At 75.0% G+C, this 22,514-nt stretch carries 19 protein-coding genes; 11 read left to right on the top strand and 8 right to left on the bottom strand.

Features of this window, described 5'->3' with window-relative positions; genetic code table 11:
• The first annotated feature begins 17 nt into the window (after window positions 1–17).
• A complete protein-coding gene (gene aspS / locus PATMI_RS0117565; RefSeq protein WP_084270374.1) occupies window positions 18–1,961 on the top strand; it encodes an aspartate--tRNA ligase in 1,944 nt (647 codons plus the stop codon).
• Window positions 1,962–2,454: 493 nt separating this feature from the next.
• Here the strand turns inward: aspS and PATMI_RS31225 are convergent, their stop codons facing one another.
• Window positions 2,455–4,560, bottom strand: a complete 2,106-nt coding sequence (locus PATMI_RS31225; protein WP_036726059.1) for an MMPL family transporter — start codon at window positions 4,558–4,560, stop codon at window positions 2,455–2,457.
• Between the two features lie 261 nt (window positions 4,561–4,821).
• Here PATMI_RS31225 and speB point away from each other — a divergent pair, with 261 nt between their 5' ends.
• Complete coding sequence (speB, locus tag PATMI_RS0117575; protein WP_026911819.1) at window positions 4,822–5,802, top strand: agmatinase; 981 nt, start codon at window positions 4,822–4,824, stop codon at window positions 5,800–5,802.
• Window positions 5,803–5,820: 18 nt separating this feature from the next.
• On the opposite strand, the gene PATMI_RS0117580 is transcribed toward speB, so the two are convergent.
• Together PATMI_RS0117580 and PATMI_RS34940 are read right to left on the bottom strand one after the other, a co-directional pair.
• Entirely contained in the window at window positions 5,821–6,387 is a 567-nt protein-coding gene (locus PATMI_RS0117580; protein WP_026911820.1) for a hypothetical protein, read from the bottom strand.
• Window positions 6,388–6,458: 71 nt separating this feature from the next.
• Complete coding sequence (locus tag PATMI_RS34940) at window positions 6,459–7,130, bottom strand: TetR/AcrR family transcriptional regulator (protein WP_051471955.1); 672 nt, start codon at window positions 7,128–7,130, stop codon at window positions 6,459–6,461.
• Between the two features lie 82 nt (window positions 7,131–7,212).
• Here PATMI_RS34940 and PATMI_RS34945 point away from each other — a divergent pair, with 82 nt between their 5' ends.
• Window positions 7,213–8,829, top strand: coding sequence for a serine hydrolase domain-containing protein (locus PATMI_RS34945; protein WP_051471957.1), 1,617 nt, complete (start codon window positions 7,213–7,215; stop codon window positions 8,827–8,829).
• Window positions 8,830–8,841: 12 nt separating this feature from the next.
• On the opposite strand, the gene PATMI_RS31240 is transcribed toward PATMI_RS34945, so the two are convergent.
• Window positions 8,842–10,143, bottom strand: a complete 1,302-nt coding sequence (locus tag PATMI_RS31240; RefSeq protein ID WP_051471959.1) for an esterase/lipase family protein — start codon at window positions 10,141–10,143, stop codon at window positions 8,842–8,844.
• Between the two features lie 109 nt (window positions 10,144–10,252).
• Window positions 10,253–11,908 carry a fatty acyl-CoA synthetase gene (locus tag PATMI_RS0117600; protein WP_026911821.1) on the bottom strand — a complete coding sequence of 552 codons (1,656 nt, stop codon included), beginning with the start codon at window positions 11,906–11,908 and terminating at the stop codon, window positions 10,253–10,255.
• A 184-nt stretch (window positions 11,909–12,092) separates the two neighbouring features.
• On the opposite strand from PATMI_RS0117600, the gene mnmA reads away from it, so the two are divergent.
• A complete protein-coding gene (mnmA, locus tag PATMI_RS0117605; RefSeq protein ID WP_051471961.1) occupies window positions 12,093–13,520 on the top strand; it encodes a tRNA 2-thiouridine(34) synthase MnmA in 1,428 nt (475 codons plus the stop codon).
• 16 nt (window positions 13,521–13,536) lie between these two features.
• Here the strand turns inward: mnmA and PATMI_RS31245 are convergent, their stop codons facing one another.
• Together PATMI_RS31245 and PATMI_RS0117615 are read right to left on the bottom strand one after the other, a co-directional pair.
• On the bottom strand, window positions 13,537–15,141 hold the full coding sequence (locus PATMI_RS31245) for a sensor histidine kinase (RefSeq protein WP_051471963.1): 1,605 nt from the start codon (window positions 15,139–15,141) through the stop codon (window positions 13,537–13,539).
• Between the two features lie 3 nt (window positions 15,142–15,144).
• Complete coding sequence (locus PATMI_RS0117615; protein ID WP_026911823.1) at window positions 15,145–15,831, bottom strand: response regulator transcription factor; 687 nt, start codon at window positions 15,829–15,831, stop codon at window positions 15,145–15,147.
• A 116-nt stretch (window positions 15,832–15,947) separates the two neighbouring features.
• Between PATMI_RS0117615 and PATMI_RS0117620 the strand changes: the two genes are divergently transcribed.
• From PATMI_RS0117620 to PATMI_RS0117635, 4 genes are all read left to right on the top strand, one after another.
• On the top strand, window positions 15,948–16,421 hold the full coding sequence (locus PATMI_RS0117620; RefSeq protein ID WP_026911824.1) for a hypothetical protein: 474 nt from the start codon (window positions 15,948–15,950) through the stop codon (window positions 16,419–16,421).
• Window positions 16,422–16,479: 58 nt separating this feature from the next.
• Window positions 16,480–16,959, top strand: coding sequence for a hypothetical protein (locus PATMI_RS31250; RefSeq protein ID WP_036726062.1), 480 nt, complete (start codon window positions 16,480–16,482; stop codon window positions 16,957–16,959).
• A gap of 75 nt (window positions 16,960–17,034) precedes the next feature.
• A complete protein-coding gene (locus PATMI_RS0117630; RefSeq protein WP_026911825.1) occupies window positions 17,035–17,454 on the top strand; it encodes a DUF6529 family protein in 420 nt (139 codons plus the stop codon).
• A 13-nt stretch (window positions 17,455–17,467) separates the two neighbouring features.
• Window positions 17,468–17,806 (top strand): hypothetical protein, encoded by a 339-nt coding sequence (locus PATMI_RS0117635; protein ID WP_026911826.1) that lies wholly within the window; start codon window positions 17,468–17,470, stop codon window positions 17,804–17,806.
• 30 nt (window positions 17,807–17,836) lie between these two features.
• On the opposite strand, the gene PATMI_RS0117640 is transcribed toward PATMI_RS0117635, so the two are convergent.
• Complete coding sequence (locus tag PATMI_RS0117640) at window positions 17,837–18,220, bottom strand: luciferase domain-containing protein (RefSeq protein ID WP_051471965.1); 384 nt, start codon at window positions 18,218–18,220, stop codon at window positions 17,837–17,839.
• A 245-nt stretch (window positions 18,221–18,465) separates the two neighbouring features.
• On the opposite strand from PATMI_RS0117640, the gene alaS reads away from it, so the two are divergent.
• The 3 genes from alaS (at window position 18,466) to PATMI_RS0117655 (ending at window position 22,484) form a co-directional block, all read left to right on the top strand.
• Window positions 18,466–21,159: an alanine--tRNA ligase gene (alaS, locus tag PATMI_RS0117645; protein WP_245604188.1), complete on the top strand. Its 2,694-nt coding sequence runs from the start codon at window positions 18,466–18,468 to the stop codon at window positions 21,157–21,159.
• A 17-nt stretch (window positions 21,160–21,176) separates the two neighbouring features.
• Window positions 21,177–21,584 (top strand): Holliday junction resolvase RuvX, encoded by a 408-nt coding sequence (ruvX, locus tag PATMI_RS31255; protein ID WP_051472397.1) that lies wholly within the window; start codon window positions 21,177–21,179, stop codon window positions 21,582–21,584.
• 246 nt (window positions 21,585–21,830) lie between these two features.
• Complete coding sequence (locus tag PATMI_RS0117655; protein ID WP_026911829.1) at window positions 21,831–22,484, top strand: class I SAM-dependent methyltransferase; 654 nt, start codon at window positions 21,831–21,833, stop codon at window positions 22,482–22,484.
• Window positions 22,485–22,514 lie beyond the last annotated feature (30 nt).

Genomic DNA, 22,514 nt, shown 5'->3' on the forward strand with positions numbered 1-22,514 from the left:
CGGTACCGTTCACCGCCATGCCTTCCCCGGAGCCCTCCACGTCGACCGACCACCCCTCCGGCACGAAGAACGAGCGCATCGCAGCCCTGGTCCGCGACACCGTCGGGGCCGCCCCGGTGCACGCCAACCGCTACCGCTCCACGTGGGCCGGGCTCCTCACCGACGAGGCCGTCGGACAGTCGCCGCGGGTCGCCGGCTGGGTCCACCGCCGCCGCGACCACGGTGGCCTGATCTTCGTCGACCTGCGCGACCGCTCCGGCCTGCTGCAGGTCGTCTTCGACCCGGACACCAGCGGCCCGGAGATCTTCGCCGCCGCCGAGCGGCTGCGTCCCGAGCACGTCATCTCGGTCGCGGGCGAGCTCCGCGGCCGTGGCGCCGAGCACGTCAACCCGAAGATGCCGACCGGCGCGGTCGAGCTGCGGGTCGACGCCCTCGACGTCCTCGCCGAGGCCGAGACGCCGCCGTTCCCGGTCGACGAGGACGGCCCGGTCGACGAGCTGCTGCGCCTGCAGCACCGCGTGATCGACCTGCGCCGCGAGCAGACGCGCGACGCGCTGCTCCTGCGCTCCCGCATCGTCCGGGCGATCCGCGACGCGATGGAGGACGAGGGCTTCCTCGACATCGAGACCCCGTACCTCACCCGCTCGACCCCCGAGGGCGCGCGCGACTTCCTCGTGCCGTCGCGCCTGCAGGCCGGCTCGTTCTACGCGCTGCCGCAGTCGCCGCAGCTCTTCAAGCAGCTGTTCATGATCGCCGGCTTCGACCGCTACTACCAGGTGGTCCGCTGCTTCCGCGACGAGGACCTCCGCGCCGACCGCCAGCCCGAGTTCACGCAGCTGGACGCCGAGCTCTCGTTCGTCGACGAGGACGACGTGATCGGGATCTTCGAGCGCGTGATGTCCCGCGCGTTCGTCGCCGGCGGCCTCGACCTGCCGCAGCCCGCCTGGGAGCGGATGGCCTACGACGAGGCCGTCCTGCGCTACGGCAACGACCGTCCCGACCGGCGCTTCGGCCTCGAGATCCAGGAGCTCTCCGGCGCCCTGGCGACCACGGAGTTCAAGGTCTTCGCCGGCACGCTCGCCTCGGGCGGCGTCGTCCGCGGCATCAACGCGGGCGGCCTGACGGTCCCGCGCAAGCAGCTCGACGAGCTCACCGACATCGCGAAGAAGGCCGGCGCCGGCGGCCTCGTCTGGGGCTTCGTCGAGCCCGACGGCTCGTGGCGCTCGCCGATCGCGAAGTTCCTGACGCCCGAGGAGATCGAGGCGATCAAGTCGACGCTCGACGCCTCGCCCGGCGACCTGCTGCTGATCGTCGCCGACAAGGCCCCCGTCGCCGCGAACGTCCTCGGCGTCCTGCGCCTGGAGCTCGCCGACCGCTTCGACCTGCGCGAGGATCGCAACGACGTCCTCTGGATCGTCGACTTCCCGATGTTCGAGGGGACCGCGAACGACGGCACGAACCTCGGCGGCGGCCGCTGGGACGCGGTCCACCACCCGTTCACGCAGCCCTGCGCGCCCGGTGGTGCCCCGGTCTCGGCCGAGGACCTCGCCCCGGGCGGTGCGTTCAACGACGACGAGCGGACGCCGGGCGACCTGCACTCCCGCGCCTACGACCTCGTGGTCAACGGCTGGGAGGTCGGCGGCGGCTCGATCCGCATCAACCGCCCCGAGCAGCAGCGCGCGGTCCTCGACCTCCTGGGCTTCTCGACGGAGGAGGCCGACCAGCAGTTCGGCTTCCTGCTCGAGGCGCTGAAGGCCGGCGCCCCGCCGCACGGCGGCATCGCGTTCGGCGTCGACCGCCTCGCCGCCCTCTGCGCCGGCCGCGACTCGCTGCGCGACGTCATCGCGTTCCCGAAGACCTCCTCGGGCGGCGACCCGCTGACCGGCGCCCCGGCCCCGGTCGACACGAAGCAGCTCGGCGACCTGGGCCTGCGGTCGACGATCGCGCCGCCGGCGGGCTGAGGTCCGCGGCCCGCGACGCACGGCCTGCGGCGCACGGCCCGTAGCGCACGGCCCGCGAACCGCGGGCGGGCCGGGTCGGTCCCTCGAAGGCCGGGGGCGGCTGGGCCCGGCCCTCGGGTGGGCCGGTGAGGCCGGGGCCGGCGGAGGGCCGACCGGCTGGGTCCAATGGAGACCCGGCCGACTGGGCGGGATCTCGATCCTGCGTTCACGTCGCTGTGCGAAGACAACGTAGAAGTGGCGGTCGGGCGCAGCTTGGTCGGCGTGGAACCTCCATCCCGATTCTGCGTTCGCGTCGCTCAGCGACGACAGCGTAGAAGTGGTGGGCGGGTGCGGCGTGGTCGGCGTGGGACCTCCATCCCGATCCTGCGTTCGCGTCGCTGTGCGACGACAACGCAGAAGTGCCACGTTTCGGCCCCGCGCCCCGACGCGCTCTGCGCCCCGACGCGCCCCGCGCCCCGCGCCCCGACGCGCGCCGCCTCCCCACGCGCCCCGCTCAGCCGCCCCGCCCCGGCGCCGGCCCGCCCTCCGAGATCCCGATCCGCGCGTGCAGCCGGCGCAGCGGGGCGGGGGACCACCAGTTGCGGGCGCCCAGGAGCGCCATCAGCGACGGGACGAGGAACGTGCGGATGATCAGGGCGTCGAGGAGCACCGCGAACGCCGCGCCGCCGCCGAGCTCCTGGAGGAAGACGACGCTCGAGAGCAGGAACGCCCCGAGGGCGACGGCGAGCAGGATCGCCGCCGCGGTGACGATGCCGCCGGTGCGCTGGATGCCGACGGCGACCGCCTCCTTGTCCCCGAGCTCCGGGTGCGCGTCCCGCGCCTCCTTGATGCGGGTCAGCAGGAAGACCCCGTAGTCGGTCGAGAGCCCGAAGACGACGGCGACCATCACGAGGAAGTCGGTCTGCTCGATCCCGCCCTGGCTGCGGTAGTCGAGCAGGCCGGTGGACCGCCCGTCCTGGAACACCCAGACCAGCGCGCCCGTCGCGGCGGCGGTCGTCAGGAGGTTCATGATCAGCGCCTTGACCGGCAGGACCACCGACCCGGTCATGAGCCAGAGGATGATCAGGGTGCTCGCCGCCAGGAGCAGGATCGCGATCGGGAGCCGGTCGCTGACCGCGGCGCGCTGGTCCTGGAGCGCCGCCGCGCCGCCGCCGACCTGCACCGGGTGGTCGCTCGGCACCGCACGGATCTGCCGGACCGTGTCGAGGGTCGCGGGCGCGATCATCGACCCCCGCAGGTGCGCGTCCATGCGCCACAGCCCCGGTCCCACACGGCGCGGCGCGTCGACGCGCTCCACCTGCGGGAGGGCGCGGATCCGGTTCGCGTAGAGGATCAGCCCGATGCCCGCGTCGTCCGGGGCGCGGACGACGACCGTGGCGTCCGTGCCGTCGAGCGCCGGGAACCGCTGCGCGATGCGGTCGTCGACGACGCGGGCGCTCTTCGACTCCGGCAGCACGCTGGCGTCGACGCCGGCCCACTCGGTCCGCAGCGCCGGCGAGGCGATCAGCAGGACGACGGCCGCCGTGGCGAGCGTCGCGAGCAGCGGCCGGCGCATCGAGGCGTGCGCGATCCGGTACCAGCGCCCCTCGCGGACCGGGCCCGGTCGCACCCGACCCAACCGGGCGCCGAGCAGGACGAACAGCGCGGGCAGCAGCGTCAGCGCCACGGCACCGGCGACGACGGAGACCAGCGCCCCGCCGATCGCCATCGACTGCAGGAAGGGCACGGGGAACGCGTAGAGGCAGGCGATCGCCGACGCCACCGTCAGGGCGCTGAAGACGACCGTCCGGCCGGCGGTGGCCATCGTCCGGCGCACGGCGTCCGGGACGTCGAGCCCGGCGCCGAGCTCCTCCCGGAAGCGGGAGACGAGGAACAGGCTGTAGTCGATCGCGAGCCCCAGCCCGGCGGCGATCACGAGGTTCAGGCAGAACGGCGAGAGGTCGTAGGCGAGGTTCAGGATCCGCAGCAGGGCGAACGTCAGCAGCACCGCCAGCACGCCGACCGCCAGCGGCAGGAACGCCGCCACGCCACGGAAGACGAGGAACGTGAGGATCGCGAGGAGCGGGAACGCCAGCAGCTCGTTGCTCGCGAGGTCCTCGGCGGCCTGCCGGTTGACCTGGACGATCGCGACGTCGGGGCCACCCAGGTCGACGTCCTTCGCCCCGGAGAACGCGTGCTCCAGGCGCTCGACGGCCGCGATCCGGTCCGCGTCGGCGCGGAGGGTCGCGAGGACCAGGCTCGATCGTCGTCCGTCCGGGTCGCGCCCGGCCAGTGGCGTCTCGCCGTGCGCGGGAGGGGAGACGACGCTCGCGACGTCGCGGTCGGCCCGCAGGCGCCGCGCCACCTCGTGGACGCGGTCCGAGCCCCGCGGTGCCTCGACGAGCGCCAGGACGCCGGGCTGGGTCGCCGTCCCGGTCGCGCGCTCCAGCGCGACCCGGGCGTTCCACGACTCGGAGTCCGGGGCCTCGAAGTCGCGGTCGCGCTCCAGGACGCCCGCGGCGGGACCGCCGAACGCGGCCGCCAGCACGAAGACGAGGAGCGCACCCCAGACCACGCGACGTGGGTGGCGGAGACCGAGGGCTGCGAGGCGGGCGAGCATGGGCGTGCGGGCGTCCCGACCCCTCGGGGCCGGAGGGACCCGCGTACTGTGACAGTGTCAAGCCGTGGGCGTCAGGTCGTCCGCGCCCGCGACGCCGCGACGGCGAGATCGGCGGCCGCCGTCGCCCGCGCCCGGCGAGCCGTCCGTCCCGGGGCACGAGGCAGCGACAGCCTGCCCCCTGCCGGCGGCCGGACCGGCTGCGAGCATCGAGACCGGCGTCCCGTCCGGGGCCGCGCACCGCGAACGCACCGAGGAGCCCCGATGATCGACCCCCTCTCCCGCTGGGCCCAGTACGGCGAGAAGCCCGACTACGCGGGGCTGCTCAGCTTCTCCGGGATGCCCTACACGGAGGACCCGGCCGAGCTGCGGGGCGTCGACGTCGCGATCGTCGGCGCGCCGACCGACGACCTCGTCTCCGACCGCCCCGGCGCCCGCTTCGGCCCGCGGGCGATCCGCGCGGCGAGCTGCCCGCCGGGCCCGCACCTCGAGGTCGGCGTCGACGCGTTCGCCGAGCTCGAGGTCGTCGACTTCGGCGACGCCCCGGTCCTGCCGGCGGACCCGGCGCGATCGCACGCCGCGATCGAGGCGACCGTCGGCCAGGTGCTCGCCGCCGGCGCGCTGCCGGTGATCCTCGGCGGCGACCACTCGATCGCCGAGCCCGACATCCGGGCCTGCGCCGCGGTCCACGGTCCGGTCGGGCTGATCCACTTCGACACGCACACGGACACCGGCCGCGAGGTCTTCGGCGTCGAGGTCTCGCACGGGACGCCGATGTACCGGCTCGTCGAGTCCGGGCACGTCGACCCGGCCCGCTACGTCCAGGTCGGCCTGCGCGGCTACTGGCCCGGGCCGGAGGAGTTCGGCTGGCAGCGGGAGCGCGGGATCACGTCGCTGTTCATGCACGACGTCCGCGACCGCGGGATCAAGGCCGTGATCGCGGACGCGATCGCCGCCGTCGGGGGGCTCGGCGGCGGGCCGGTGTTCCTGTCGGTCGACGTCGACGTGCTCGATCCCGCGTTCGCGCCCGGTACGGGGACGCCCGAGCCGGGCGGGATGACGTCCGCCGACCTGCTCTGGGCCTGCCGGACCGTCGCGGCGGGCGTCGACCTCGTCGGCATGGACGTCGTCGAGGTGCTCCCCGAGCGGGTCGGCTCGCGCGACGTCACCGCGCTCGTCGCCGAGCGCGTCGTGCGCGAGACGCTGACCGGCGTCGCGATGCGGCGCCGCGCGGCCGCGGGCTGAGGCCGCCGCGCGGGCCGGTCAGGGCGTGGAGGTCGTCGGTGCGCGCCCGGTGGTGCGGGTCGACGGCGGGAGCCCGACGCCCTCGGCGACCCGCTTGGCCGGCGCCTCGAGCGACGGCGCGCGCCGGGCGAGCTCCTCGGTGGCGGCCCTCGCGCCGTCCGCGTCGTGCGCGGCGGCCGCGTCGCCGATCCGCTTGAGGTCGCCGTCGAGGGCCCGCGCGATGCGCGTCATCTCGTCGAAGTCCTTCCGCACGTCCTCCGGCGGGTCGAGCCGCTCGAGCTTCGTGAGCCCCGCGTCGAACGCGCGCTCCACGTCGCGGATCTCGGTGGTCACCTGCTCGTCGGTCTTGCCGTCGGCGCCGGTCAGGACCTCGCCGATCCTCGCGGTGATCGCGTTCAGCTCCGTCCGCTGGGCGTCGTACTGCCGCTTGAACGCCCCGGTGTCGGGGCCGTCGCCCCCGCCGCAGGCGGCGAGGCCGAGCCCCAGGGCCAGGATCGCGGCCGTCGTGGCGGCGTGCCGCCGGACGGCGGACCCGCGGGCGGTCCGAGGTCGGGAGGTGGGAGGGCGGGTCGTGATGCTCGACATGCGGCCATCGTGGCCCGCACCCGCCCCGGTCGGCATCGGGAGACTCCCCAGACCTGACCCCGGTGCTCGCCCTAGGTGTCGCCGTGGTCGGCCAGGCCCGCGAGCGCCCGGATGCCCGGGTAGAAGAGCGTGATGATCCAGTCGACGAGCTCGTCCGGCGGCACGTCGCGGTTGGCCCGCCACCAGTAGGCCAGCCCCTCGAAGGCCCCGTTGAGCGCGTGGGCCAGGGCCTCGACCCGCCACTCGTCGAGCCGCACGCCGAGGCCCTCGACGGTCTCGCGGGTGAGGGCGGTCAGGAGCGCGCTCTGCTGGGCGCGGATCGCGAGGATCGGCTCGGCGCCCGGCTCGGGTCCGGCGGTCAGCAGGAGGTCCCAGCCGCCCTGCTCCTCGGCCACGAAGCGCAGGAACGCGACGGCGCCCGCCCGCATCCGCTCCTCGGGGTCGGTCTCCGTCAGCGCCGCGGTGGCGACGACCTGGGCCAGCGCCTGTCCGGCGCGCTCGACGCACCGCAGGTACAGCGACTCCTTGCTGCCGACCAGGTCGTAGACGACCGGCTTGGAGACCCCGGCGCGGGCGGCGAGCTCGTCCATCGAGGCACCCTGGTACCCACGCTCCGCGAACAGCCCCTGGGCGATCGAGAGCACCTGCTGCTCGCGCACCTGCCGCGGGACGCGACCGTGCGGGAAGTCCCCGACGGCCGGGGTCGGAGGCGGGAGGCGATCGGTCGGCGGGTCGGTCGGCATGCGGCGCGCCCCATTCTCCGCCATCCGGCGGCGGGGGACCATCGATCCCGCGCCCGATCGGTGTACTGGTACGTTCATCGCCATGGTCGGACGACGGGTGCTCCGGACGCTCGCGACGACGGGTGCGGCCGCCGTGCTCCTCGCGCTCACCGCGTCCGCCGCCCCGGCCGCGTCACCCGCTCCGGGGATGCGCTGCGCCCCGCCGACCGGCGCGGCGGAGCTGCCCGCCAGGTCCCCGGCGGCGCTCGGCCTCGACGAGGGCGGGCTGCGGCGCGCGATCGACGCCGCGACGGCGAAGGCCGGCGGATCGGTCGCCGTCTACCGCTACGGCTGTCTCGCGGCGTCCAGTCACTCCGAGGGCCCGGACCGCGGGTACCAGAGCTGGTCGGCGTCGAAGTCGGTCGTGTCGATGGCCGTCTCGCGGGCGATAGAGCTCGGGCTGCTCTCGATGGACGACACCGTCGGGTCGCTCGTGCCCGAGGCCGACGCGCCACACGGGGCGATCACCGTCCGGCAGCTCCTGCAGCAGAACAGCGGCCTGCACCAGCACCTGGTCCGCGACTACAACTTCATCCTCGACGACCATCTCCAGAACGCGTTGACGCTGCCGTTCGACCATGCGCCGGGGACCCACTTCACGTACGGGCAGGTGACCGTCTCGCTGCTCGCCGAGGTCGTCGGCCGGGCGGCGGGGGAGGACTACCAGGCGTTCCTCCGGCGCGAGCTCCTGGCCCCGCTGGGGATTCCCGGCGACGCCGCCGCGATCCACCGCGACCGTGCGGGCCGGACCGACGGGTACATGGGGATCGAGATGCCCACCCGGTACTGGGCGCGGCTGGGGCAGCTGCTGCTCCAGGACGGCCGCTGGGGCGGCCGGCAGCTCCTGGACGAGGACTGGATGGCCCAGGTCGGCCGGAGCTCCCCGACGAACGCCTGCTACTCGCTGCTGTTCTGGCCGGACGCACCGGGCTGCGCCCCGCGCTGGGCGCCCGCCGACGGCTACGAGATGAACGGCCTCGGCGAGCAGATCGTCTGGGTCGTCCCGAGCCAGGGACTCGTCGTCGTCCGCTTCGGGACGATGACCGGCGGCGTCAAGGACCCGCTGAAGGAGGGCGTCACGAAGGCGGTCGTGGCCCCGCGCCCCGTCCCGCTGCGGCCGGAGGAGCCGGAGGACGGGGAGCCCGCGCTCGACCCCGACGCCGCGTTCCGGACGATCCTCGACCTGCGGGACGTCCTCGCCGTCGCGGGCGTGCAGCTCGCGCAGCTGCCGGGCCGCGGGCCGGCGCGGGCCCGTGCCCTGCAGCTCCCGGACCGGGCGCTCGCCGCCCGCCCCGACGGCGACGTGGTGGTGCCGGTCGCGTGCCCGCCCGTCGCGCGGGTCGCGTGCGCGGGGCGCCTGCGGGCGACCACCGTCACGGGCGACGCGACGCTGTCGAGCGCGACGTTCCGGGTCGCCGCGGGCGGGCGCGGGACGGTCCGCCTCGGGTCCGCCGCGCTGGACCGGGTCCTCGCGGGCACCGCGAAAGCCCGCCGCGGCGCGCGGTCGGGGGCCACGACCCGAGCGGTGACCACGCGGATCACGCTCCGCTCGCGGACCGACGACGCGGCGGGCGGGGTCCCGACCGCGAGGAGCGTCGACGTCCGGGGCCCGGTGCGACGGACGACGGCCGCGCGCCGGAAGCACGCCACGCGCCGCTGACGCGGCGGCCGCTCAGGCCAGCGGCTCGACGTCCCCGTCGATCACGCCGTCGCCCGTCCCGCCGCCGGCCGGCAGGGCACCCACCGGACGCAGCCAGCGGCGCACGTGCTCGTACACGCGGTGGTGGTGCAGGAGCCCGAAGTGGTCGATGCCGCCGAGGATCACGACGTCGTCCTCCTCGAACGCCAGCCGCCGCTCGCCGCGGGCGCGCGACGCCGCGCTCGACGGCGTCACGAGCAGGTCGCCCAGGACGTTCGCCGCGAGCCACGACTCGGGGTTGCGGGCCATCGTCACGCCGACCGCGTGGTGACGGACGCCCTGAAGCAGCGGCACGTGCGTCCCGCGCTCGCCCCACGGCCAGCGGTCGACGGGCAGCGGCAGGTCGTCGATCACGATCGCGCCGTCGCGGAGGTCGAGGACCCCGTCGCTGCGCAGCTCGAGCAGGTCCGCGAAGAGCTGCGTCTCCGGCAGCAGGCCGGCGGCCCAGTGCGCGGTCGCGGCGGCGCGCTCGAGGTTCGCGCCCAGGTGCGGGGCGCCGAGCGTCACGACGTCGTTCAGCGGCTCGAGCCACCCGTGGCCGGTCTCCTGCCCGACGGCGCAGGCGCTGCGGGCGACGAGGCCGCCCATCGAGTGCCCGATCAGCGCCAGGTCCCGGACGCCGCCGGGCCAGGCCGCGACGAGGCGCTCCAGCAGGCTGGCCAGCTCGGCGCCGTTCTGCGGGATCCGGCGGCCGCTGTTGTAGCGGATCGAGACGACGTCGTAGTCGAGGTCGCGGTGCAGGCGGCGGGCGTAGTACGCGTCCTCGTCGTCGCCGAGCTCCCACGCCGCGTCGGTCATGCAGAGGCCGTGGACGAGGACCGCGACCCGGCCGCTCGGGAGCGGGAACGCGCGCCGGAGCCCCTCGGGGTCGAGCGGGACGTCGGCCCCGCGGACCCGCGCGGTCATCCGGAGCGCGAGCGGGCTGTCCTCGGCCGCGAACCGCGCGCCGAACGCCCCGTTCAGGGCGCCGAGGAGCGCGTTGCCGATCGGGCGGTCCGCGAGCGCGGCGAGGTCCTCGTCGGGCGGGCGGACGACCGCCGCGGTGCGTGCGGCGCCGTGGAGCGCGACGCTCCCGATCCCGCGGACGGCGGCGTAGACCCCGTCGGCGATCCCGTCGTGCGCCAGGCGCACGGTCGAGGCCGCGGGGCCGACGGCAGTGGTCGCGCCGAACACCCGGCGGGCGATCGCGCGGTGCGTGGACTGCACGTGGTCGACGCCGCCGCGGAACGCGCGCGCGGCGCTGTCGCCGGCGGCGACGAGTTCGTCGGTCCTCATCGTGCCGCGTCCGGGGTGGTGTCCGTCGCCTGCGAAGCCATCAGTGCACAATCGTACACCGAAGTGCGCGTGCGGTTTCACGCACCGCCACGGTCGGGGCCGGCGCGGGTCAGCGCGGCCCGGCGATCTCGTCCGCGACGTCGGCGAACCGCTCGCGGAGGTCGCGCTTGAGGATCTTGCCGCTGGCGTTCTTCGGCAGCGCGTCGATCACGCGGAACGCCTTCGGGACCTTGAAGCCGGCGAGCCGCTCGCGGGCGTGGACCCGGAGCGCCTCAGCGTCGGCCTGCTCGCCGTCGCGGAGGACGACGATCGCGACGACCGCCTCGATCCACTCGGGGTGCGAGAGCCCGACGACGGCGACCTCGGCCACGGCGGGGTGCTCGTAGATCGCCTCCTCGACCTCGCGGGAGGCGACGTTCTCGCCGCCGGTCTTGATCATGTCCTTGATGCGGTCGACGACCGTGATGTAGCCCTCGTCGTCGGCCACGCCGAGGTCGCCGGAGTGGAACCAGCCGCCGGCGAACGCCGCGGCGGTGCGGTCCGGGGCCTCCAGGTACTCGAGGATCGCGTGGGGGCTGCGCAGGACGATCTCGCCGACCTCACCGGCCGGCAGCTCGGACCCGTCGGGCGCGGCGATGCGGGCCTCGACGTTCGTGGCCGCGCGACCTGCGGACCCCGCCTTGCGCAGCTGGTCCTCGGGACGCAGCACGGTCGCCAGCGGCGCCATCTCGGTCTGCCCGTAGAAGTTCCAGAGCCGCAGCTCCGGTCGGCGGCGGCTGAGCTCCCGCAGCACCTCGACCGGCATGATCGCCGCGCCGTAGTAGCCCTTCGTCAGCGTCGACAGGTCCCGGGTGTCGAAGTCCGGGTGCCGCAGCAGCCCGATCCAGATGGTCGGCGGCGCGAAGAACGTCGTCGCGCCGTGCTCCTCGATCGTGCGCAGGACCGTCGCAGGATCCGGGGCACCCAGCAGGATGCTCGTCATCCCGAGCTGGATCGCCGGGACGAGGAACACGTGCTGCTGCGCGCAGTGGAAGAGCGGCAGCGCGTGGACCTGCACGTCGGAGACGTGCATCTCGCCGTCGATGATGCACGTCGAGTAGTTCGTGATCAGCGACTCGTGCGAGAGCACCGCGCCCTTCGGCCGGGACTCCGTGCCCGACGTGTAGAGCACCTGCGCAGGGGCGTCGGACGCGATCACGAGGTCCTCGCCCCACGGGCCGTCGTGCCCGGGCGATCCCTCCAGGAGCGCGGCGAACGGCTCCGACCCGTCGCGGTCGCCGTCGGCGTCGATCACCGCGCGGACGCGCAGGCGGTCGGCCACCCCGGCGATGCCGACCGCCTCGTCCGCGGTGGCCAGGAGCGCGTCCTGGGCGATCAGGCCGACGGCGCCGGAGTGCTCGAGGACGTAGGCGACCTCGGTGCCGCCGAGCATGAAGTTCGCCGGGACGAGGACGGCGCCGGCACGCGCGACCCCGAAGATCACCTGCACGTAGGGCAGGCCGTTGCGGGCCAGCAGAGCCACGCGGTCGCCGGGGCCGATGCCGCGTGCGTCGAGCGCGGCGGCGATCCGGTCGGCGTCGGCGTCGAGTTCCGCGAACGTCCGGCGGCGCGGGTCGGGCACGCCGGCCTCGACGACCGCCGGGCGGTCCGGGAACCGTCGCGCGGAGCGGTGCAGCAGGTCCCCGAGCGTCTGGCGGCGCGCCCGGGCGACGATGCGCTCGAGGTCGGGGGACGAGGCGGTCGTGGAGGAGGCGGTCGAGCTCATCGGCGCCATCCTCGCACCCGCGGGCGGGCTTTCGGGACGGGTTCGGCGTCCGCGGGAGCGCGGGCCCGGCGCGTCGGGCGGTCTCCGCGTCGCGTACGACGTACCCGCACCCGGTATCCGCCGTTCGTCCGGTCGGATCGTCCGTGGCGGCGGGATCCGCGGCGCTCACGGCTACCCTCCGTCGGTGGCTGATTGGCGCTACGAGGAGCACCTGCGCTCGCCCGTCGGGCTGGCGGAGCTCCCGCCCACGGGACACGACGGCGTCGCCGGCGGGGCCGCGTGCGGCGATCTCGTCCGCCTCGTGATCCGGGTGGAGGGCGATCGCGTCGCGTCCGCCGGGTTCGTCGCCGAGGGCTGCGGCGCCCTGACGGTCTGCGGCTCGGTGGCCTGCGAGCTCCTCGAGGACGCGACGGTCCGCGACGCCGCACGGATCTCGGTCGACGGCCTCGCGGAGGAGGTCGGGGGCCTGCACCCGGGCAAGCGCCACGCCGCGGAGCTCGTCGTCGACGCGCTGCACCGCGCCCTCGGCGCCGCGGTGGCCGCCGACGCCACGCCGTCCGGGGCGGAGCCCTCCGGCACGCTCGTCGCGATGAGCGGCGGCGTCGACTCGGCGGTCGCCGCGCTGAAGGCCGGCCCGGACGCCGTGGCCGTCACCCTCGAGCTGTGGCGGGACCCAGCGAACGACGCCGAGTCGTCGTGCTGCTCCCACTCCGCCGTCCGTCGTGCCCGCGACCTCGCGCACCGGATGGGCATGCCCCACCTGACCCTCGACCTGCGCGACGCGTTCCGCGACGGCGTCGTCACCCCGTGGATCGAGGACCACCGCGACGGCCTCACGCCGAACCCGTGCGTCCGCTGCAACGGGAACGTCCGCCTGGACGCGATGCTCGACCTCGCCGACCGCCTCGGCTGCGCGACGCTCACGACCGGCCACTACGCCCGGACGACCGACGACGGCCTCCTGCGCCTGGCCGTGGACCCCGGCAAGGACCAGGCGTACATGCTGAGCGCGCTGCGTCCGTCGTCCGTCGCCCGCATGCGCTTCCCGCTCGGGGCGCTCCTGAAGCCGCAGGTCCGCGCGCTGGCGGAGGAGGCCGACCTGCCCGTCGCCCGCACACCTGACTCGCAGGACCTCTGCTTCCTCGCGGGCACCGGGCGCTCGGCGTTCCTCGAGCGCCACGGCGGGCTCGTCGACCGGCCCGGCCCGATCCTCGACGCCGACACGGGGGAGACCCTCGGCGAGCACCAGGGCGCGCACCTCTACACGCTCGGACAGCGCCGCGGGCTCGGCGTGGGCGGCGGCACGCCGCGCTACGTCGTGGCCACCGACGTCGCCACGAACGTCGTCACCGTGGGGCCCAAGGAGCGCCTGATGACCGACGAGGTCCGCCTGCGCGACGTCGTCCTGCACCGCGACGCGTGGCGCGTCGACGGCGTGAAGCTCCGCTACCGCCAGCAGCCGCGCCGGGCCAGGGTGGTCGCGTCCCCCGAGACGGGCGTCAGCGGTCCGGGCACGGTGATCCTCGAGGAGCCGCTCCTCCAGGCCGCGCCGGGCCAGACGGCGATGCTGCTGGACGGCGACGTCGTCGTCGGCGTCGGCACGCTGGCCTGAGGTCCCGCGCGCCGCGTCACACCGGTTCGGCGGCGAGCCGCAGCACGAAGGTCGCGCCACCCCCGGGCGTGGCCGACACGGACACCGTCCCGCCGTGCACGGCCGCGACCTGCCGGACGATCGCGAGCCCGAGGCCGCTCCCGTGTCGCCCTCGAGCGGAGTCGCCGCGGCGGAACCGGTCGAAGATCCGTTCGTGGTCCTCCGGCGGGACCCCGGCGCCGTGGTCGACGATGCGGACGACGGCGCACGGCGCCGTGGACGGCGGTGGATGCGCACCGGTGGACCGCGACGACCGCCCCGCCCAGAGCGGCGTGCTCGTCGGATCGTCCCCCGGCTCGGCGCCCTCGAGCGCGTGGTCGAGTCGCAGCGGCGCGCCGACCGGCGGGGCGTCGTCGTGCTCGACGAGGACCTCCACCTCGACCGTCCCGTCGCCCTCGGCCCCGTGGAGCGCCGCGTTGTTGACGAGGTTCGACACCGCCCGCGCCAGGCGATCCGGTCGGCCGGAGACGGCGACCGGCTCGACCGTGGTCGTGAACGTCACGCCGCGGTGGTCCCTCCGCGCGCGCCCGACGCACTCCTCGACCAGTGCGTCGAGGGCGACGGGCTCGTCCGCCCCGTGGTCGGGGTCGTCGCCCCGGGCGAGCTCGATCAGGTCGGCGACCAGGGTGCCGAGGTCCTCGGCCTGGTCGCGGACGTCCGCGAGGATCCTGCGGCGCTCCTCCGGGCTCAGCGCGTCGTCGTCCTCGAGCAGCACCTCGGCGTTCGTGCGCAGGCTCGTGACCGGGGTGCGGAGCTCGTGCGACGCGTCGGCGACGAGGTTGCGCTGCTCGACCATCGAGCGGTCGAGCTCCTCGCGGGAGGACTGCAGGCGGGCGAGCATGCCGTTGAAGCGCCGGGTGAGCTCGCCGACCTCGTCCTCGGTGCGGACCGGGAGCCGACCCGCCAGGTCGGCGGTCGCCTCGACGTGCGCGGCGGCGTCGGCGAGGTCGGTGACCGGCCGCAGCACCCGTCGCGCCGTCGCGCGGGCCAGCAGCGCGGCGGTCGCGACGACGAGGATCCCGAGCCCGAGCAGGACGATCCAGAGGGTGCGCAGCGCGCTGTCGACGCCGGACATCGAGCGGGCGAACTGGAACCCCTGCACGTCGAGGCCGAGCTGGGCGTACCGCGCCTGGGCCTGCGGCGAGAGGGCGACCGTGATCATCCGCAGGTGCGTGCCGTCGACCGTGACGTCGCGGGGGCTCGTCCGCCGGCCCGCGGCCACCGCCCTGCGGTCGGCCGAGGTCACCGGCAGCGCGACGTCGCCCCCGACCGGCACGGCGTCCGTGGCGTTCAGGGCCTGCGCGTAGTCGGCGGGCCCGCCGTCGCGGATCGGGGGGCGGGGGAGGACGAACGTGCCGCCGGATCCGGCGTCCTGCGGCGCGGTCCCCGGCTGGCCGCCGAGCATCCGTGCGAACCGTGGACCACGACCGTCGACGGCGGCACGCGCCTGTGCGCGGAGCCCGTCGTCGAGGTTGCCGCGCAGCACGGACCGCGTCGTCAGCCACGCCGCCGCGCCGGCGGCGACCACGACGAGCAGGGCGACGACGGCGACCGTCAGCGACAGCCGGCGGCGCAGCGGCACGCGCTACGCCTCGCGGAGCGCGTACCCGACGCCGCGGACCGTGTGGAGCAGCCGCGGCTCGCCACCCTCCTCGGTCTTCCGGCGCAGGTACCCGATGTAGACGCCCAGCGCGTTCGACGTCGCACCGAGGTCGTAGCCCCAGACGTGCTCGAACAGCTGCGAGCGGCTGAGCACGACCCGGGGGTGGCGGAGGAAGAGCTCGAGCAGCGAGAACTCCGTCCGCGTGAGCTCGATGTGGCGGTCGCCGCGGAGGACCTCGCGGGTGGACGGGTCGAGGTGGAGGTCGCCGAAGCTCACGGCCTCGCGGCCCTCGTCGTCCTCCGGCACCTCGGCGCGCCGGAGCAGCGCACGGACCCGGGCGCGGAGCTCCCGCAGCGCGAACGGCTTGGAGAGGTAGTCGTCGGCGCCCGCGTCGAGGCCGTCGACGCGGTCGTCGATCCCGTCCCGTGCCGTCAGCATCAGGACCGGGGTGCGATCGCCCGCGGCGCGGAGCCGCCGGCAGACCTCGAGGCCGTCGACGCGGGGCATCATCACGTCGAGCACGACGAGGTCCGGCGTGCTGCCCGCCAGCCGGTCCAGCGCCACCTGCCCGTCGACGGCGACCGCGACGTCGTGCCCGTCCAGGCGGAGCGCGCGCTCGAGCGCCGTGACGAGAGCGGGTTCGTCATCGACGACGAGGACCTGGGCCATCGGCGCAGCGTACGCCCCGATGCTGGGAAGTTCCTGTGCCATCCCGAAGAGGCGGCGAAGAGCGGTTCCGCCGTACGGCTGTGGACGGCTCCCACCGGACGGAGCAGGATGCCCGCATGTCCTCCGTCACCGTCCCGACCGACCAGCACGACTCCCGCGTCGCCCGCCTGCGGCGCGTCGCGATCCGGGTGGCGCTCCCCGCGCTCCTCCTCGCACCGCTCCTGATCCCGCCGGCCGCCGACGCACGCACGTTGCGCGGGAACAACGTCTACGCCTACGGGGACGGGAAGGTCAACTGCTACGTCGTGCACTACGGCGGAACCGGCATCGAGTGCATGTCGCAGGCCGTGCCGTCCGGCGACGGCGACGGCTACCTCGCCCTGCGCCGGACGGGCCGGGCGCGGGTCGGGGCGCGCGGTGACTACCCGGGCTACGGCGGCACGCGCCGGAAGCTCCGGTCCGGCGACACCTGGCGCCCCGGTCACAGCGCCCGCGGCATCACGTGCGCCATCCAGCACGGCGTCGTGAAGTGCATCAACCGCAGCGGCCACGGCATCGCGCTCAGCCCGTCCGAGTACTACCGGTTCTAGTCTTCCGCGCACCCTGTACACGACGTCCTTCGACCGACCGACCCATCCGGAGCCCCTCATGACCCGCCGTCGCACTCCACGCCGACCGTCCACGATCGCCTCCCGGCGCCGCCCGCGAGGCCGCGCGCTGCTGCCGCTGCTCGCGGTCGTCCCGCTCGCCCTGCCCGCCGCGGCGGACGCGAGGACGGTGCGCTCGAACAACGTGTCCGCGTTCTCCGACAACGGCGTCAGCTGCCTGGTGGTCCGGCAGTTCAAGGGCGTCCCGAACCAGGGCATCGAGTGCTCCTCGCAGGCCGTGCCGCGCAAGGAGCTCGACGGGTACGTCGAGCTCCACCGCACGGGCCGGTCGAAGCTCGGCGAGCGCGGCGACTTCCCCGGCTACTCGGGGAAGGCGACGAAGCTCAAGGTCGGCGACGTCTGGCGTCCGGGCCACAGCGCGAAGGGCATCCGCTGCGAGTTCGAGAGCCAGGGCCTGCGCTGCAAGAACAGGAGCGGCCACGGCTTCGTGATCGAGCCCGAGGCGTTCCGGCGGTTCTAGCGTCGCCCCCCGGACGCGCCGCGCTCCGACGAAGGTCCGTCGACGTGGCGCGCTGCCGCTGCCAGCATCCGCCCGGTGGAGGACGTGCTCCAGCGGTGGACGAACGGCAACCTGACCGAGATCAAGGTCGTCCTCACGTCGGTCGTGGCGGCGCTCGCCGTCTACCAGCTCGTCCTGATCTCGGTCGTCTACGGCAAGGTCCGGCCGCCGTTCCTCGCGGGTCGCGCCGCCGGGCTCACCCATCGCGCCTCCGGGGACGCGATCGTCGTGCTGATCCTGCTGATCGGCGCCGCCTGCCTGTCCTACGGCGAGGTCGAGGACGACGCGGGGCTCCACGCGGTCGCGGGCTGGGCGCTCGCCGTCGTCCTCGCACTGAAGATCGTCGTGGTCCGCTGGTGGCACGCCGCCGGCCGGTTGCTCCCGGTCCTCGGGATCGCCGTCTTCTCGCTGCTCGTGCTGATCTGGGTGGCGACCGTCCGCTCGTTCCTCTCCTGATGCCGGAGCCGTCGTGACCGACCAGCCCGCCGATCCCGACGACCGCACGAGCCCGGCGGAGGACGGGCCCGCGGCCCGCGCGGCGCACGCCGGGCGCGAGGCCGCCGAACGCCGGCGGGGCGTGGTCCAGCTCGTCGGCTCGCTGCTCGTCGCGCTGGCGATCGCCGGCGGCACCGTCGCGGCGGTCACGTCGAAGCTCGGGACCACGAGCGTCGCGGCGCTCGAGGCCCGTGAGGAGCGGGCGAAGCAGGCCGAGGACGTCCGCGAGGAACGCGCGAAGGACCGCGAGGACGCGGCGAAGGACCGACGCAAGGCGCGCGAGGACGCGGCGACGGACCGCGGCCGGGACTAGGACGCCCGGCCGGCGGACGGGCGCGAGGTCTCAGACGCCCGCGTCCTCCGGCAGCCCGTACCGCGCCACGATCCGGTCGTAGTTCAGGCCGAGCAGCTCGACGACGTCGGCGACGTCCCCGTCGCTCGTGATCCGCCGCGCGCCGAGCGTCGGCTTGTCGGTCACGGGGTGCGGTTCGACGTGGCCCTCGTCGCGCAGCCGACGCCCGAGCTCCATCCCGAAGGCGAAGTGCGCGACGCGGTCGCCGTGCAGGTGACCGACCTCGCGGCGGCCGAGCATCAGCGACATCTCGCCGCGCTCGCCCGGGCCGGTCAGCGTCACGCCGGGCCACGCCGTGGCCGTCGCGAAGATCCGGGCGCTCGGGCTGCTCCCGGCCGCGGCCGTCGGCGTCGTGTGGGTCTCGGTGGTGCTCATCGGGTCCTCCTGGTCCGGGGTCGGACCGACGATGCACCTTCAAGCGTGGTCGAGGTCAAGGGCGCCGGGCGATTTCGGTCGGTCGCAGACCCCGTGCGCCCACCGGTGCGCCGGGCGTCGGCCGCCCGGGACGTCGACCGCCTAGGGGGTCCTCCCGCGATGGTCGCGGTGGGTCCGGGATCGAACCGCCGCCCGCGCCCGGCGACGGCCCATCGCCCCGCAGGCCCGTCGGTCACAATGGAGGGGTGAGCACCAGCCTGCCCGTCACGAGCGACGAGATCCGCGAGACCTTCCTGCGGTTCTTCGAGGAGCACGGCAGCCGCCGGCTGGCGTCGGCGTCGCTCGTCCCGGCGCAGCACGACCCCTCCGTGATGCTCACGACGGCCGGGATGCACCCGCTCAAGCCGTACTTCCTGGGCGCCGACACCCCGCCGTCCAAGCGCCTGACGAGCTGCCAGAAGTGCTTCCGGACGCCGGACATCGACAACGTCGGCGTCACCGCCAGGCACCTGACGTGCTTCGAGATGCTCGGCAACTTCTCGATCGGCGACTACTTCAAGCGCGAGGCCATCGCGTTCGCCTGGGAGCTCACCGTCAAGGGCTTCGGGTTCGACCCCGAGAAGGTCTTCGTGACGGTCTTCGGCGGCGACGAGGCCCTCGGCCTGGGCGTCGACCAGGAGTCGATCGACTTCTGGCTCGAGGTCGGCGTCCCGCGCGAGCGGATCATCGAGCTCGGTCGCGAGGACAACTTCTGGCAGGCCGGCCCGAACGGTCCCTGCGGTCCGTGCACCGAGCTCTACCTCGACCGCGGCCCCGAGTACGGGCCCGCCACGAAGCCGGGCGAGGACGAGTCCGACCGCTTCATGGAGTTCTGGAACCTCGTGCTCATGCAGTACGAGCAGACGACCCACGACGACGGCACCTCGACCCTGAAGCCGCTGCCGACGAACAACATCGACACCGGCATGGGCCTGAACCGGATGGCGATGCTGCTGCAGGGCAAGGAGACGATCTTCGAGACCGACCAGTTCGTCCCGCTGATCGCGCTCGGCGAGGAGCTGTCGGGCAAGACCTACGAGTCCGGCGACGAGGCCGTCGACCGGGCCATGCGCATCCTCGCCGACCACACGCGCGGGATGACGTTCCTGATCTCCGACGGCGTCGTGCCCTCCAACGAGGACCGCGGCTACGTCCTGCGCCGCCTGATGCGCCGCGCCGTCGTCCAGGGCCGCCGGATCGGCATCGAGGGCGAGTTCCTCGGCCGCTACCTCGACGCGGTCGTCGACGTCATGGGCGCCGCGTACCCCGAGCTCGTGGAGCGCCGCGAGGAGATCCGCACCTGGGTCACCGCCGAGGAGCAGGGCTTCGGCCGCACCCTGACCGCCGGCCTGAAGCTCCTGGAGGGCCTGCTCGAGGCCGGGACCGTCTCGGGCGCCGACGCCTTCCTGCTGCACGACACCCACGGCTTTCCGGTCGAGCTGACGGTCGAGCTGGCCGAGGAGCGCGAGATCGCGTGGACCGGCCAGGACGAGTTCGACCGCCTGATGGCCGACCAGCGCGACCGCTCGAAGGCCGGCTCGCGCCGCGGCGACCACGGCGGCGCGTCCGCCGGGTCGATCGCGTCGCTCGTGGCCCCGACGCCCACCGAGTTCACGGGCTACGCCGCGCTGGAGCAGCACACGACCGTCGCGGGCATCCTCGAGCGGGACGGCAAGACGTACCTGAAGCTCGCCGAGTCGCCGTTCTACCCCGAGGGCGGCGGCCAGGTCTCCGACGGCGGCACGATCGTGCTGGAAGACGGCTCCGAGGCCGCGACCGTCGTCGGGCTCGTCCGCGCCGGCGACGACCAGGCGATCCTCGTGCAGCCGGCCGACGGGGTCGGGGACGGGCGCCTGAGCGCCGACGTCGCGTTCCGGTCCGGTCAGGCCGTCGTCGCCCGTGTCGACCGCAAGGCCCGCCACGCGACGGAGTGCAACCACACCGCGACGCACCTGCTGCACGCCGCTCTGCGCGAGCGGCTGGGCGATCACGTCCACCAGGCCGGCTCCGCCGTGCGCCCCGACAAGCTGCGCTTCGACTTCAGCCACCCGGGCAAGCTCACGCCGGAGGACGTCCGCTGGGTCGAGGACCGCGTCAACGAGCGCGTCCTCGCCGCCGACCCCGTCCGCGCGATCACGACGACGCTCGACGAGGCCCGCGCGATGGGCGCCCAGGCCCTGTTCGGCGAGAAGTACGGCGACGTCGTCCGCATGGTCGAGGTCGGCGACGGCGAGTTCAGCCGCGAGCTCTGCGGCGGCACCCACGTGCGCAACACCGCGGAGATCGGCGTCTTCAAGATCACGACCGAGACCTCGAGCTCGGCGAACGTCCGGCGCGTCGAGGCCATCACGGGCCCGGTCGCCGTCGACTTCCTGCGCGAGCGCGACGCCGTCCTCGACGAGATCAGCGAGGCCGCGAAGGTCCCGGCCGGCCAGGTCGTCGAGCGGATCGCGAAGCTGCGCGACGACGCGAAGGGCGGGGCCGCGAAGGCCGCCCCGGTGGTGGACGAGAGCGCGCTGGCGGCCGAGGCGATCGAGGTCGGCGGGGACGCGGTCGGCGGCGGGGCACCGGTGCCGGTCGTCGTCGCGCGCGTCGAGAACGTCCCGCCGAAGGAGCTGCCCGCGATCGCCGACCGCGTGAAGGGCAAGCTCGGCGCCCCGGGCGTCGTCGTCCTGGCGTCGCCGTCGGAGGACAAGGTCGCGCTGATCGTGGCGGTCGGCCCGGAGGTCGTCGAGCGCGGCGTGAAGGCGGGCGACATCGTCAAGGCCGCCGCCGCGGTCGTCGGCGGGGGCGGTGGCGGCAAGCCGACGATGGCCCAGGCCGGTGGCAAGGACCCGGCGAAGACCGACGACGCGCTGCGCGCCGCGCACGACGCGATCGTCGCGGCGCTCGGGGGCTGAGAGCGCCCGTGCGCGTGATGGCCCTCGACCACGGGTCGGCGCGCACCGGCGTCGCGCTCAGCGACCCGTCGGGGACGATCGCCTCGCCGCTGCCGGCGATCCTCCGCGTCGGTGCCCGCAAGGGCCGGCGCGAGCTGCTGCGCCTGATCGCCGAGAAGGAGGTCGAGCGCATCGTCGTCGGCCTCCCGGTCGGTCTGCAGGGGCACGACACGGACCAGACCCGCGAGGCCCGCGCCTTCGCAGCAGCGCTCCAGGAGCACGTCGGCGAGGCGATCCCGGTCGAGCTGTACGACGAGCGCTTCACCACCCGCATGGCGCAGGCGGCCGGCGGCGACGCGGACGAGGACTCCCGCGCGGCCGCGGTGCTCCTCGAGGAGTGGCTCCGCCGTGGGATCTCCCCGACGGCGGCGGACGACCGCGGCTGAGCGGGCCCTCGGCGCCGCCCGCCGCCGCGGGTGGCGGCGGTATGCGCGCCGGAGCGGCACGTTCCGCTGCCGGTCGTCGCGATCGCGCGGGTGGCAGCGGTCCGAGCGCTCCGGCCTCGGGGGCAGCGCGGCGGGAGCACCGCCGCGATCGATCGTCGCGCCGCCGTGAGCCGGTCACCCACCCCGGCCGGACCCGTGGGACCGGGGGAGACGTTCGCCCGTGCGCGGCCGGGTAGCGTCGGACGCGTGCCGAGCCTCCAGGACACGTGGAGCACCGACCGGGTCGTCGCCGCGCTCTACGACACCGCCGTCCAGTACCGCGCCACCGCGTGGGCGGGCGCACGGGTGCTCTGGGGGTTCCCGTTCTCGGTGATCGAGCAGGAGCTCCGGGGCGTCGCGGCACTGCCGCGCGGGACGCGGATCCTCGACCTCCCGACGGGCGGTGGCCTCGCGTTGAACGGGCTGGCCCCCGACCACGGACTCGACTACGTCGCGGCGGACCTCTCGTCCGAGATGCTGGACCGCACCCGCGCACGGGTCGCCGAGCGAGGGCTGCCCGACATCCGGGTGACGGAGGAGGACGCCGCCGCGCTGACGTTCGACGACGACGCGTTCGACGTCGTGCTGAGTCTCACGGGCCTGCACTGCTTCGCCCGTCCCGCCGCCGCGCTCGCGGAGTTCCGTCGCGTCCTGCGCCCCGGCGGCGAGCTCCGGCTCACGACGGTCGTCCGCGGCGCCGGTCGTCGGCACGACGACGCCGTCCGGCTGCTCCGCGGCCTCGGCGTCTTCGGGCTCGTCGGCACGCCCGACGACCTGGCCGCCTGGCTCGACGCGGCCGGGTTCGCAACCGTGACGCAGACGCAGTCGGGCGCCCTCGCGATCGTGCGCGCGACCGCCTGATCGCCGGCAGGAGGCCCGCCGTCCGCGGCA

This window comes from Patulibacter minatonensis DSM 18081 (assembly GCF_000519325.1).
Lineage (GTDB): Bacteria > Actinomycetota > Thermoleophilia > Solirubrobacterales > Solirubrobacteraceae > Patulibacter > Patulibacter minatonensis.

What these genes read in the sequence shown, in the direction of transcription:
- PATMI_RS0117620 (WP_026911824.1), top strand. Translation starts at nt 15,948, where the DNA reads ATGTCCTCCGTCACCGTCCCGACCGACCAGCACGACTCCCGCGTCGCC.
- PATMI_RS0117580 (WP_026911820.1), bottom strand. Translation starts at nt 6,387, where the DNA reads ATGTCGAGCATCACGACCCGCCCTCCCACCTCCCGACCTCGGACCGCC.
- PATMI_RS31250 (WP_036726062.1), top strand. Translation starts at nt 16,480, where the DNA reads ATGACCCGCCGTCGCACTCCACGCCGACCGTCCACGATCGCCTCCCGG.
- PATMI_RS0117600 (WP_026911821.1), bottom strand. Translation starts at nt 11,908, where the DNA reads ATGAGCTCGACCGCCTCCTCCACGACCGCCTCGTCCCCCGACCTCGAG.
- speB (WP_026911819.1), top strand. Translation starts at nt 4,822, where the DNA reads ATGATCGACCCCCTCTCCCGCTGGGCCCAGTACGGCGAGAAGCCCGAC.
- PATMI_RS0117615 (WP_026911823.1), bottom strand. Translation starts at nt 15,831, where the DNA reads ATGGCCCAGGTCCTCGTCGTCGATGACGAACCCGCTCTCGTCACGGCG.
- PATMI_RS34940 (WP_051471955.1), bottom strand. Translation starts at nt 7,130, where the DNA reads ATGCCGACCGACCCGCCGACCGATCGCCTCCCGCCTCCGACCCCGGCC.
- PATMI_RS31240 (WP_051471959.1), bottom strand. Translation starts at nt 10,143, where the DNA reads ATGAGGACCGACGAACTCGTCGCCGCCGGCGACAGCGCCGCGCGCGCG.
- ruvX (WP_051472397.1), top strand. Translation starts at nt 21,177, where the DNA reads ATGGCCCTCGACCACGGGTCGGCGCGCACCGGCGTCGCGCTCAGCGAC.
- PATMI_RS0117640 (WP_051471965.1), bottom strand. Translation starts at nt 18,220, where the DNA reads ATGAGCACCACCGAGACCCACACGACGCCGACGGCCGCGGCCGGGAGC.
- PATMI_RS34945 (WP_051471957.1), top strand. Translation starts at nt 7,213, where the DNA reads ATGGTCGGACGACGGGTGCTCCGGACGCTCGCGACGACGGGTGCGGCC.
- PATMI_RS31225 (WP_036726059.1), bottom strand. Translation starts at nt 4,560, where the DNA reads ATGCTCGCCCGCCTCGCAGCCCTCGGTCTCCGCCACCCACGTCGCGTG.
- aspS (WP_084270374.1), top strand. Translation starts at nt 18, where the DNA reads ATGCCTTCCCCGGAGCCCTCCACGTCGACCGACCACCCCTCCGGCACG.